Source organism: Proteus sp. fly-1089, assembly GCF_040138965.1.
Classification (GTDB): domain Bacteria; phylum Pseudomonadota; class Gammaproteobacteria; order Enterobacterales; family Enterobacteriaceae; genus Proteus; species Proteus vulgaris_B.
Genome location: NZ_JBEETS010000008.1, coordinates 1 through 12,702, shown reverse-complemented (window position 1 = coordinate 12,702; position 12,702 = coordinate 1). Strand labels below are relative to the sequence as shown.

At 37.4% G+C, this 12,702-nt stretch carries 11 protein-coding genes; 2 read left to right on the top strand and 9 right to left on the bottom strand.

Annotated elements, in window-relative coordinates; genetic code table 11:
• Nucleotides 1-20: 20 nt before the first annotated feature.
• From atpI to asnC, 5 genes are all read right to left on the bottom strand, one after another.
• Complete coding sequence (atpI, locus tag ABN080_RS15525) at nucleotides 21-398, bottom strand: F0F1 ATP synthase subunit I (protein WP_115351345.1); 378 nt, start codon at nucleotides 396-398, stop codon at nucleotides 21-23.
• A 613-nt stretch (nucleotides 399-1,011) separates the two neighbouring features.
• Entirely contained in the window at nucleotides 1,012-1,638 is a 627-nt protein-coding gene (rsmG, locus tag ABN080_RS15520; protein ID WP_349441464.1) for a 16S rRNA (guanine(527)-N(7))-methyltransferase RsmG, read from the bottom strand.
• A complete protein-coding gene (gene mnmG, locus ABN080_RS15515) occupies nucleotides 1,635-3,533 on the bottom strand; it encodes a tRNA uridine-5-carboxymethylaminomethyl(34) synthesis enzyme MnmG (protein WP_072071091.1) in 1,899 nt (632 codons plus the stop codon). The genes rsmG and mnmG overlap by 4 nt, the downstream gene beginning before the upstream one ends.
• 377 nt (nucleotides 3,534-3,910) lie before the next feature.
• Nucleotides 3,911-4,351 (bottom strand): FMN-binding protein MioC, encoded by a 441-nt coding sequence (mioC, locus tag ABN080_RS15510; RefSeq protein WP_006534353.1) that lies wholly within the window; start codon nucleotides 4,349-4,351, stop codon nucleotides 3,911-3,913.
• 100 nt (nucleotides 4,352-4,451) lie between these two features.
• Nucleotides 4,452-4,913 (bottom strand): transcriptional regulator AsnC, encoded by a 462-nt coding sequence (asnC, locus tag ABN080_RS15505; protein WP_069367404.1) that lies wholly within the window; start codon nucleotides 4,911-4,913, stop codon nucleotides 4,452-4,454.
• 159 nt (nucleotides 4,914-5,072) lie between these two features.
• Here asnC and asnA point away from each other — a divergent pair, with 159 nt between their 5' ends.
• Complete coding sequence (gene asnA / locus ABN080_RS15500) at nucleotides 5,073-6,065, top strand: aspartate--ammonia ligase (protein ID WP_109399003.1); 993 nt, start codon at nucleotides 5,073-5,075, stop codon at nucleotides 6,063-6,065.
• Here asnA and viaA read toward each other — a convergent pair whose 3' ends face one another.
• Together viaA and ravA are read right to left on the bottom strand one after the other, a co-directional pair.
• Nucleotides 6,066-7,523, bottom strand: a complete 1,458-nt coding sequence (gene viaA / locus ABN080_RS15495) for an ATPase RavA stimulator ViaA (RefSeq protein WP_349441463.1) — start codon at nucleotides 7,521-7,523, stop codon at nucleotides 6,066-6,068.
• 7 nt (nucleotides 7,524-7,530) lie between these two features.
• Nucleotides 7,531-9,030, bottom strand: coding sequence for an ATPase RavA (gene ravA / locus ABN080_RS15490; RefSeq protein WP_340894395.1), 1,500 nt, complete (start codon nucleotides 9,028-9,030; stop codon nucleotides 7,531-7,533).
• A 280-nt stretch (nucleotides 9,031-9,310) separates the two neighbouring features.
• Here ravA and rbsK point away from each other — a divergent pair, with 280 nt between their 5' ends.
• Nucleotides 9,311-10,243 carry a ribokinase gene (gene rbsK, locus ABN080_RS15485; RefSeq protein WP_197269730.1) on the top strand — a complete coding sequence of 311 codons (933 nt, stop codon included), beginning with the start codon at nucleotides 9,311-9,313 and terminating at the stop codon, nucleotides 10,241-10,243.
• 71 nt (nucleotides 10,244-10,314) lie between these two features.
• Here rbsK and mdtD read toward each other — a convergent pair whose 3' ends face one another.
• Together mdtD and ABN080_RS15475 are read right to left on the bottom strand one after the other, a co-directional pair.
• A complete protein-coding gene (gene mdtD, locus ABN080_RS15480; protein WP_072071097.1) occupies nucleotides 10,315-11,709 on the bottom strand; it encodes a multidrug transporter subunit MdtD in 1,395 nt (464 codons plus the stop codon).
• An 82-nt stretch (nucleotides 11,710-11,791) separates the two neighbouring features.
• The gene (locus ABN080_RS15475) at nucleotides 11,792-12,478 is read right to left on the bottom strand and encodes a FadR/GntR family transcriptional regulator (protein WP_072071098.1); all 687 of its coding nucleotides are present in this window, start codon (nucleotides 12,476-12,478) and stop codon (nucleotides 11,792-11,794) included.
• Nucleotides 12,479-12,702 lie beyond the last annotated feature (224 nt).

The window sequence follows — 12,702 nt, the reverse complement described above, 5'->3', positions numbered from 1 at the left end:
CCCTTTTGTTGTTAAAAACGCTAACCGTTAATGACGGCTGGTGCAACGACCTGCATAACAAGCACCGCTAAGTAGGTCATGACCAGTGGTGCAAATGCCGCTTTAAACACTCCTAAAGCAACAATCAGCAAGGCTATTGATAATATAACCTTCAACCCTTCACTGAAAGCAAAAAGCCAGTTTATGCGAACTGGAGCTTCTTCTTCGTTGACTTTTTGTAAGCGCATTAACAAAAGAAAAGCAATATTGGGTAACCAACATGCCATTCCGCCCAAAAAAGCCGAAAAACTCCAGTCTGTACTCTTTAAGTAGAAACCCGCACTGAGAATAACAAAAGTCATAAACTGCAAAAATAACAGTTTCAGTGCAACTTTCCCGTTGTAGAGGGAGACAGACATGACGTTTGTATTCTCCAGACTAGCTATCGTAAAAGGTATTACTGAATGATGTATCAAACTGTCTTTGCTATAAAGTGTCAAGTGACAAAAACGAGCAAATTATACGGGGCGTGGCAATGAATTCAATCAATAAGTAGCGAAAAAGTGAAGATTAATTTAAATTTCTTACCAAGGTTCCATTTATGAAAAATGATTAAGGACAAAAAGAGTAAAAATAATAGAGCCGAATAAAATAAATAGCGTGATACACATCACAAATATAAAAGTATAAATAAAGCTTATTTCATAAAATATATAACTAAGTTAACAATTAACTGCCCTTTTATGAACAATTTAGTGTCAATTGGAAAAAAATTGACCCATTTTCAATTAAATAAATTCAATTTTTTTATAATGCACAGAATTATTAATTTATTTTGGAAATAAAATAAGAAAAACTCAGACTACAAAGCGAATTAACTTAAAAGATAATAAAATGTTAATTTATTGTTTTATTAAAGTGAATTTTAATGTTTCCTATTATTCCCCATAAAACAAATGGCGATAACATTGTAAATGTTATCGCCAGAGCACAAAAAATGAAAAAAAGGTCAATAAGACAGGTAATTTTTGATTAAATAATCACCAAATGTCTTTGTTCATTCAATTCAGGAATGGATAAGCTGATCACTTTTTTAGGTGCTTTTAATCCATTATCAGCAAGTTCATCCAACTCTTCTTGATGAATTTGACCTTTTAATGCGTAAAAATACCCTTGTTCTTCAGCCACCAAATGAGAACACCAAGAAAGCATGTCTTTCATAGATGCAAATGCACGACTGATAACACCATCAAAAGGTTTCTCAGGTTGGTATTCTTCAACACGATATTGAACAGGCTCGATGTTATTAAGCCCTAATTCATGTTGAACTTGCTTCATAAAGCGAACTCGCTTGCCTAAGCTATCCAATAAGACAAAGTGATGATCGGGGCGCATTATAGCCAAAGGAATACCTGGTAATCCGGGCCCTGTACCAACATCAATGAATCTTTCACCTTCAAGGTATTGGCTAACCACAATACTATCCAATATATGGCGGATTAGCATTTGCTGTGGATCTCTCACTGAGGTCAAGTTATACGCTTTATTCCACTTATCAAGCATCATCACATAACCCGTTAGCTTTTCAGCTTGAATATCTGTTAGCTCAATATTGGCTTGCTTAGCCAGCTTTTTTAGCCGATTAAGTAAGTCACTCATGATGCACTCCTGCGTAATAAGCCTTGTTTTTTTAACCATACTAATAAAATGGAGATAGCCGCGGGTGTTACACCTGAGATCCTTGATGCTTGACCGATAGATGTCGGTTTATGATCGTTAAGCTTGGCAATAACTTCGTTAGATAATCCACTCACTTGCTTGTAATCGAGATCAATCGGTAATGCCGCGTTTTCATTACGCTGTTTCTTTTCGATCTCTTCTTGTTGACGATTAATGTAACCTTCGTATTTAACTTGGATCTCAACTTGCTCTGCTGCTTGTGGTTTTGAATCGTCAATACCAGGCGCAAAACGAGCTATTTTTTTCAGTATCTCGTACGTCATTTCAGGACGACGTAATAGATCTTCACCATTAGCTTCTTTAGATAATGGAGTATTTAGTAATTCATTGATTTCAGAAAGATTATCTGCTTGAGGATGAACCCAAATATTTCTTAAACGTTGACGTTCTTTTTCAACAAGTTCTACTTTTTCACTAAATTGAGCCCAGCGATTATCATCAACCATGCCTAATTCACGAGCTATTTCTGTCAGGCGTAAATCTGCATTATCTTCACGTAACATCAAACGATATTCCGCACGAGACGTAAACATGCGGTATGGCTCTTTTGTACCTAAAGTACAAAGATCATCAACTAATACACCAATGTAAGCTTGATCACGACGTGGGAACCAACCTTCTTGATCATAGGCATAACGTGCCGCATTAAGCCCTGCAAGCATACCTTGAGCAGCAGCTTCTTCATAACCGGTTGTACCGTTAATTTGGCCCGCAAAAAATAACCCGTTGATAAATTTGCTTTCTAGAGTCTGTTTTAGATCTCTTGGATCGAAGAAGTCATATTCAATGGCATAACCTGGTCTAATGATCTTCGCGTTTTCCATACCTTTCATGGAATTTACAATTTGCATTTGAACATCAAAAGGTAAACTTGTTGAAATACCATTTGGGTAAATCTCGTTACTGGTTAAGCCTTCTGGCTCTAAAAAGATCTGATGTGAATTACGATCAGCAAATCGCATCACCTTATCTTCAATAGATGGGCAATAACGAGGCCCTATTCCTTCGATGACCCCTGCATACATTGGGCTACGATCGAGGTTATTACGGATAACGTCGTGGGTTTTTTCGTTAGTATATGTGATATGGCAAGGCATTTGCTCTGGGTGCTGATCCACATTACCTAAAAACGAGAAAACAGGCATAGGTGTATCGCCTAGTTGAACAGCCAATTGGCTAAAATCAATAGTTCTAGCATCTATACGAGGTGGTGTTCCTGTTTTTAAGCGACCAACACGTAAAGGTAATTCGCGTAATCGGTGTGATAGTGAAACTGAAGGAGGATCTCCTGCACGACCACCACTGTAGTTTTCTAAGCCAATATGAATTTTTCCATCAAGGAAAGTTCCTACAGTTAAAACTACTGATTTAGCACGGAATTTTAATCCCATACGAGTAACTGCACCCGTTACTTGGTCATTTTCAACAATCAGATCTTCTACTGGTTGTTGGAAGATCATCAAATTAGGTTGATTTTCAAGTGTGGTACGAACAGCTTGGCGGTAAAGAACACGGTCTGCTTGTGCTCTTGTTGCTCTTACAGCAGGTCCCTTACTTGCGTTAAGGGTTCTAAATTGAATACCGGCATGGTCAATGGCAGTTGCCATTAATCCACCCATGGCATCGATCTCTTTTACCAGATGCCCTTTACCAATCCCACCAATAGCTGGGTTACAAGACATTTGGCCCAAAGTATCAATATTGTGGGTCAGTAATAGGGTTTGACGCCCCATACGAGCTGCAGCCATAGCGGCTTCTGTACCGGCGTGACCACCACCGATGACAATGACGTCAAAGTGTTCTGGATAAAACATGTGTGAACCTTAAATGTTACGAATGCTGAATGTGTTGCATTGGGAAAACGAATTCTACTCAACTTTTTGACAGATACAAGCGAGCTGATCCGCAGGTAATTATTTAAAGATCTTTTTATTTAAAGATCTCTTTATTAGATCTTTTATTAAGGAAGCGATCCTCTGTGGATAAGTGGATTTTCTATTTAAAGATCATAAAAGTGTAAAGGATCATATACTGTGAATGATCCGTGATCTATCTGCTGATAAGTTGGGATCAAAATGACGAGTTATACACAGGTCATTTATTGATAGAGGCTTATACAATGGATAACTACGGGTTAACCCCTGCTTTTAAGCAGAGTTATCCACATCTGTTTGCTGTTTTTTTGTTCAATTTAAAGTAAATTTTTCCAAGAAGCTATCCATTCTTCAGCTGGATCTTCCGGAATGTCATATTTTTGAATATCAATTTCGAGGCGATCACCAAGGCGAGTAGCGCCTTTTTCTATTAATTTTTGATCTAATGTTCTGATCGCACCACAGAAAGTGTCATATTCACTACTTCCTATGCCGATCGCACCAAAAGAGACATTGCTTAGATCAATAGAGTCCGCCGAAATCTCATCAGCAAAAGGCTGTAGGTTGTCAGGAATATCTCCTGCACCATGCGTGGAAGTAACCACCAGCCAGATCCCTTCATTAGGAAGATCATTAAGTGAAGGGCCATGGTGTAAATCTGTCTCAAAACCTTCTTCAGATAAGATCTCTGCAAGGTGTTCTGCAACATATTCAGCACTACCCATGGTACTGCCACTAATTAGAGTGACTTTTTTCATTAATGATCTCCTTATGTTCAAGACGCGCTATTGTACGCTGTGAATCACTTGGGATCTACCTGTGGATAATGTGGTTATAAAAAAAAATAAGAATTAACCCTTATGGCTTGATCGTCCTTATTATGGGGTTTTGCAGTGAGATCAATGTTTCTGTTGATTGAATTTCATCAATTGTCTGAATTTTGTTGATAAGTACGTCTTGTAGTGCTTCTATGCTTTTACACATTACCTTAATAAAAATGCTGTATTGTCCTGTTGTGTAGTACACCTCTACGACTTCATCTAACTTATCTAACTTATCTAATGCTGTATGGTAGTCTTTTGCACTCTTTAAAATGATGCCAATAAAGCAACAGACATCAAAACCTAATTGCTTTGCACTGATATCAACACGTGTTCCCGTAATAATTCCCGCTTGCTTCATTTTCTCTACTCGGACATGGATTGTGCCCGGGCTTACTTCGAATTTTTTGGCTAATTCAGCGTAAGGTGTTCTTGCATTGGCCATTAATGCGTGAAGTATGTCACGATCGAGATTATCGATCTGATAAATATTGTCCATAAACTCCTCCTGTTTTTAACGATAATACATTTTTATAGCGCTATTTTTAACGATTTAAAACAAGCAAGGCTATTTTTAATGAAGTATATTGAATTTAGTACCTGTTTTGTTGCTTAATCTATATCAGCGAAACACGACATCACCACTAGGGATATAAAAATGGAAAAATCATTCATCCAGACTCAACAGCAAATTAGCTTTGTTAAATCATATTTTTCTCGTCTGCTGGAAAAAGAATTAGGACTGATTGAAGTTCAAGGACCGATCTTAAGTCGCCTTGGTGATGGAACTCAAGATAACTTATCTGGGCATGAGAAGGCGGTACAAGTTAAAGTCAAATCTTTACCAGATTCTACCTTTGAAGTTGTCCATTCATTAGCAAAATGGAAACGTAAAACATTAGGTCGTTTTGGATTTAGTTCTGGTCAGGGTCTTTATACACATATGAAAGCGTTGCGACCAGACGAAGATCGCTTAACTCAGATCCACTCTGTCTATGTTGATCAGTGGGACTGGGAAAAAGTGATGGAAGCTAAGGATCGTACTGTTCCTTACCTTAAGCAGACAGTGGGTAAAATTTATCAGGCAATAAAAGAAACTGAAAAAGCCGTCAGCGAAGAATTTGGTCTGGTACCGTTCCTGCCAGATCAAATTCAATTTATCCACACTGAAGAGTTATTGCGCCGTTATCCTGACCTTGATGCTAAAGGCCGTGAAAAAGCGATAGCAAAAGAATATGGCGCCGTTTTCTTAATTGGTATTGGTGGAAAACTTTCAAGTGGCGAATCTCATGATGTCAGAGCACCTGATTATGATGACTGGACGACACCAAACGAAGATGGATTTGAAGGTTTAAACGGTGACATTTTAGTCTGGAACCCAGTATTACAAGATGCATTTGAGTTGTCATCAATGGGTATCCGTGTCGATCCTGAAACATTAATGCGTCAGTTAACATTAACCGATGATACTAAGCGCCTAGAGCTTGATTGGCACAAAGCATTAATGCATGGCGATATGCCACAAACTATTGGGGGGGGTATTGGCCAATCACGTTTAGTAATGCTACTTCTGCAAAAAGAGCATATTGGTCAAGTACAGTGCGGTGTGTGGGAAAAAGACACCCGTTTAGCTTTCGCTGATATGTTGTAATTATTGGCGCCAGCGTCGAAGTAAGCGACTTTTTAATCCAGTATCAAAACGCCATATATGGTCAAAGATTTTCATGATACTGGGTTTACCGTAATTGGATAGAGTAACCGCATGGAAGCGATTGTGCTGTTGCTGTTGGCTTTTTTTGATTTTGTTGATTAGGTTTTCGGGTAACCTTTGGGCGACAAAGTCAGAAATAACAACAGCATCAGCATCTTTCCATGCTGGGCTATTTAGTTTTTCTGCAACATCATCCAAACATGTACTTAAATCCGTACCCCCTCTAAATGATTGATTTAAAAATTTGATAAGCTCTTGTAGACCGTTAGATGAGGATAACTGGTAATGAACCGTTTCCGTTGAAAATAACATCACATGACACGAGCGATTGTCTGCAAGTGCTATTTTCATTAATGCTAATCCAAAAGCTTTTGCGCACTGTTCATTAAAACCTCCCATTGAACCTGATGTATCAATACACACTATAAAAGGCCCTCTAGGTCTTTCTTCATCGTGATGATGAGTTATTGGACGCAAGACAGTACGCTCTTGCCAATTATCACCTTGTAATCGGTAAGTATTAAGTTGTTTTTCCACCAGCTTTCTATAAAACTCATACTCAATTTCATTAATACCTAACAAGGCGAGCTCAGCGGGAAGTAAGCGTAAGATATCATCACTGAGTCCTATTCCGTTGACTTGCTCCGGTGTCGTATCAGGTGCTTTTTCAACAATAGTGACAGGTTCAAAAATAACACTCTCTTCAGGAAGAGATTTGGCTGTTTTGCTACGACCTAGCAAACTTGCGAGTTTGTGTAATTCAGGTTGTTGATTGAGAAAATCGCTATAACGCTGAATAATTTTCTCATCAAAAGGGGTTTTTGTTAAAACACCTTTACTCATATCCCATAAACGCCCTGCTGCACGCTCATTTTCTGAGAATGTATTACTTAGGCTTCCACTTAGCGCTAAGCGTTCCTGAAGCTCAGCAAGAAGTTGCTCTTGTTCTTGATCAAATAAGGCTTTGTGTAATGCCGTGACTTGAAAAATTAAACTTATCCGCCAGTGTTGGATAAACAAAGCTTGCTGAGCAGGAGAAAACGGTTTGTTCGTTTTGATAAGCTGAGAAGCTTCTTCGATAAAAGAGGAATCTAATTTATTTAATTCAGCAAGGATGTGTTCAACTTGCTGATTAAATATCGCATTACCTAATGACAGCGTTTGTTGGTAAAGAGCAAATTCATCAGCAATCATAGTAGGCACTAATGTCTCTTTAACTCTTTGTTGTAGGCTTTTTTTCCATTGATGGATATCTTTAAGTAATGCTTTCTTTAATCTCGGGTGCTTTTCAAAAAAAACAGCTAATTGAGGAGAGGCTAATATAGCAATAATAACTTCTTCGATAAGTTGCCCTTCATTTATAGCTAAAAGCATATCTAATGTTGAAAGTGTCAGCATAATCTCATCACTTTATTTGGCTTTTTAATTGCGACAATTTTTCATTAAGCTGAACAAAACTTTGTTCTATGGAAATAAGCCAATCATTATCAATAAATAAATTTGGTTGATGATGATTAAATTTTTCCTGCTCACCATAAATTTCTTGAGCCAGATCTTTTAATTTATCTTGCCACTCTTTGTTATTATCAATTAAGGGTGTAGGTGCTGTTTCTTTTTGTTGGTAAAGAGAGGTTGTGCGTCGGCTTACATCTAAAATTTCTAATACACCATCTTGACGAATTTGTGCATTAATTGATTGAGGGAAGCCAATACCATTTAAACGCGCTAATAACTCATCCCCTTTTGCCAAGAAGTTTTCTAATGATTTTTGCTCGATAGTAATAAAGTTAACTTGAATACTGTGTATATGCAGTGGGATATGTAAAAACAGTGTGTATTTATCTGCCCGTATTTTTTCTGGCAGATTAAAATGAACATTACGGCCAAACATTCCACTTTGTTTTTCAAAACGAAAAGCTTGCTGATCTTGTTTACTTCTCGTTGATTGCATCCACTCAGCCCACAACTCCTCTGTTTTTCTGATCAATTCTAGCTGGTGGTAAGCTTGTTCTGTTAAAAGACTGTGTAACAGTTTATCTAATAACGCAAATGATGCTTGATCGTGCCAAAGACAATCTTTTAATAAAATAAGATCTAATGGAGAAATAACACTGCGACCATTGAAGAATGCGCTGGCTTGTAAAAGACGAACTGCTTTTTTCCAACGTCTATCAGAAACATAAGGAGCCGCATCACTTTTATCTAAAGACTCGCGAAGTTGATAAATTAAATCGAATAAATGGTCATCTAATGTGATTTTTTCTAATTCTGATTGCCAGCGTGAAAATTCTTCTGTAGTAATTTGAAGATGAGCCGGAATATGAAAAGAGCCAACTTCTTTATTAATGAGTAAAGCACGAAAGTTTTTCTTATCTTGTACTTTTGTTAGCCAAATACGGATAAGCATTCGGTCATAAAGCGCTTCAAGGCTGCTATCTGAATCAGGTAATTCATTCGAGGCTGAAACTAATAAGCGCATTGGGATGCTGACTTCAGTTTCCCCATTTCTAAATTTACGCTCATTTATTGCTGTTAATAACGTATTTAGAATAGCAGGTCCTGCTTTCCATATTTCATCAAGAAAGACCACTTCGGCATCGGGTAAATAGCCATCAACTAAACGTTGGTATTTACCTTCATCTTTTAAGGCTTGAATAGATAAAGGGCCAAAAATTTCTTCAGGAGTGGAAAAACGTGTCATTAAATATTCAAACGCTTTTGCCTCTTTAAATGCTTCTTTCATCCTTCTTGCTATTAAGCTTTTAGCAATTCCTGGAGGACCAAGTAAAAAAACACTTTCACCACTCAGTGCCGCAAGTAAACAAAGACGGATTGCAGACTGTCGTTCATAAAGCCCAGTCTCAAGGTATTGGCTAAGTTGTGAAATCCGTTCTGCTAGCTGCATAAACACTCCTAATAGTGGGTACTTATTTTCATTATTCCCCGAAAATATCAGAAAAGGATTGCTGACATATAGTCAAACATTCTATTAGCACACAATTTGTTTATAACAAAAATCGATTCAGCTTCCTACTGCTTATTTTTGGTTCTTTTTTGTTTTTCTAGCGAAACGTTTCGATAGTGATCACGTTTTTTCATTAATGTTGCTGAGATGATCGGTTTAAAATATTGCATGTTATTTATTCAGTGCATTTAGAATTTATTATTGAGAGTAAGGAAAAATCATGGAAGCGAAGAAACTTGTGATTTTAGGTAGTGTTAATGCTGATCATATTCTTAATGTTGCCCATTTTCCGCTTCCTGGTGAAACCATTTCAGGTAATCAATTTCAAATGGTATTCGGCGGTAAAGGAGCTAATCAAGCAGTAGCTGCTGGGCGTTGTGGTGCGAATATTTCATTTTTAGCTTGTTTGGGAAATGATGATATTGGTCAAAAAGCTAAGGCTCAATTAATTACTGATAACATTAAAACTCATAGTATTGAGTTAATTGATGATGAAGCAACAGGCGTTGCCCTGATTTTTGTTAATCAGCATGGTGAAAATGTTATTGGTATTCATGCTGGAGCTAATGGTCGGTTAGATCCGCATTATGTGCAACGTCATAGCCGTATTATAAAAGAAGCCGATGCACTATTAATGCAATTAGAGTCACCGCTTGATTCGGTATTGAAGGCGGCTGAAATGGCGAAACAAGAAAATGTGCAGGTAATATTAAATCCAGCGCCTGCTCAAGCACTACCTGATGAATTACTGTCACTGGTTGATGTTATTACACCAAATGAAACAGAAACTGAATATTTGACTGGAATTAAAGTCATTGATGATAAGAGTGCACAGCAAGCCGCTGAGGTTTTGCATAATAAAGGCATTAAAACAGTTCTTATTACATTAGGTAGTCGTGGTGTTTGGGTTAGCGAGCAAAATAATAAAGGATGTATTGTTCCTGCTTTTAAAGTGAAAGCAGTAGATACTATTGCTGCTGGTGATACTTTTAATGGTGCTTTAATAACAGCCTTATTGGAAGGGCAGCCTATGATGTCAGCCATAACATTTGCTCATGCAGCTGCTGCAATTGCCGTGACTCGTTCTGGTGCTCAGCCTTCTGTACCTTGGCGTCATGAAGTAGATGCTTTTTTGTCTGCATCATTATCATGATCTTCTCTATATAAAGAAGAAATAAAAAGAGAGCTTAAGCTCTCTTTTCTCTTTTAATCTGAATAAAGTAATTAGTTATTTTTCTTTTTATTCGTTAGGTTATCGCCATCATGTTTATCGAGGAGTAAAAATACGAAGGAGGACAGTAATGTAATAATACCTACCGTAATAAAAGTATAGTGGAAGTTATCAATAGTAGTGCCAACGTTTTCAGTATCAAAATATCCTAAGATAGACGCACTGACAGCAATACCAAAACTAATAGCCAGCTGTTGAGTAACAGCTAAAACACTATTTCCTGAACTTGCATTATTATCTGTTAAGTCAGCCAATGAAATTGTATTCATCGATGTAAATTGTATCGACATTACCACACCTAATAAAAAGAGTGGGATAACAAGATAGTAAATAGACATGTCTGGAGATTGAAGTGAAAATTGAGTAATCATCAAACCAATAATAATAGTGATAGCAAAGAGTGTTCGGCGATAGCTAAATTTTACTAAGATCTTTGTGACAAATGATTTTGCTAAAATAGAGCCCAGAGCCATTGGTGCTAGCATCATACCGGAAACAATTGCAGGGTAGCCAAAGCCAACTTGTAACATAAGTGGCATTAAAAAAGGAATACAGCCAGTTCCTAGCCTTGTTGCAATGTTACCTGCAATTCCTACAGAGAAGGTCCGTGTTTTAAAAATATTTAATGGGATCAGAGGCTGCTGGTGGCGTCTTGCATGATTAATATATAAACCAAGTAGAGAAAAACCACCTAAAATAACGGCTATAGGAATATAGCGAGAGATATTTTTATCACCAAAAAGATCAAGACTAACTGAAAGCATCACTAAACCAAAGCCAAAGAAAATAAAACCCAGTAAATCGAATTTACGTTTTGGCATAATAAAATTAGGCATATGCTTTATCGCATAGAAAATACCTAATAGGCCAATAGGGATATTTATTATAAATATCCAATGCCAAGAGGCATAAGTAACTAAAACCCCCCCTAAAAGAGGCCCTACTATGGGGCCTACCAATCCAGGCATAGTAACAAAATTTAGAATGGGCAATAATTCACTACGTGGATAGGCTCTTAATAAAGCAAGGCGTGCAACTGGCATCATCATTGCTCCACCGATTCCTTGTATAATTCGTGAAATAACAAGAAAAGAGAGGTTCGGAGAAAGTGCACATAATAAAGAGCCAGCAGAAAATAAAGAAACCGCAATAATAAAAATTTGGCGAGTTCCAAATCTGTCAGCTAGCCACCCACTAACGGGAATTAATAATGCCACAGTTAATGTGTAGCTAATAACAGCCGATTGCATGGCGAGAGGTGAGTGATTAAGACTCTTGGCTATATCAGGTAATGCCGTATTAAGAATGGTTGCATCGAGAGCCTGCATAAAAAAAGCCATTGCAGCTATCCAAGGCAACCCAGACATATTTTTGGCGGATTTCAACATGAAGCATATACCGTCTTTGTTCTATATTTTGATTATCGCTTCATTATAAACAGAAAACCTTCAATTTTTGTATTAAAACTATTCAATCACTCGTTAATAAGATTAAACAGAGGTCGCGTGCTTTATTTCCATCACCATCAATAATAGCTTGAACAATTTGGTTATGTGTTTCTGGCTGAACAGTTTCATTCCCCACAATAAGGTCGAAATACTTTTTATAAGCAGAAAGGAACAACGAACCAAAAGAAGCAAAAAATGGATTACCACTTGCTTGGTAAATAAGGTAGTGAAATTGTGTATCAATATCTAACCAATGTTGTCTGTCAAAATTCTCATCAAGTAACTGCATTTCTTTACCAAATAAAGAAAGAGACTGTTTTTGACTTTCGGTTGCATTAAAGGCGGCTAGATAACAGGCTTGTGGCTCTATGGCTAAACGAACATGGTGGAAGTAGTGACTGACTTTATTAAATTCACCACTGTCTATCCACCAATTAAGAAGATCATTATCTAACAAGTTCCAATTCTGCATTGGCGTTACTCGAGTGCCTATTCTTGGGCGAGGTAAAAGCATCCCTTTTGCTGCAAGCATTTTTATTGCTTCTCGAATAACGGTTCTACTGACAGAGAGTAATTCTGCTAATTCTATTTCTCCTGGTAACAAAGATTCAGGTTCGTAATGGCCAGAAAGAATTTGTTTACCCAATTTTTCAGCAACAATATAAGAAAGGTTTTTTTGAGAGGCTGAACGTTGTTCGCTAAATTGCATAATAAAGGTTACCTATACCATAATTTATCTTCTATCTTACGTGAGTCAGCCGGAGAAAGCTGTTTGGATTTTATGCTATCAGCATAAAAATAGAGCGTTTTTCTTTATTTTGTTGAAAAAAAAAGCGAACAGAAAAAAAATTGAAATAAACACTTGCGCTAATCCGAGATCTCCCTATAATGCGCATCCACTGACCGGCGATGAGCAAACAACTAGCCACGCAG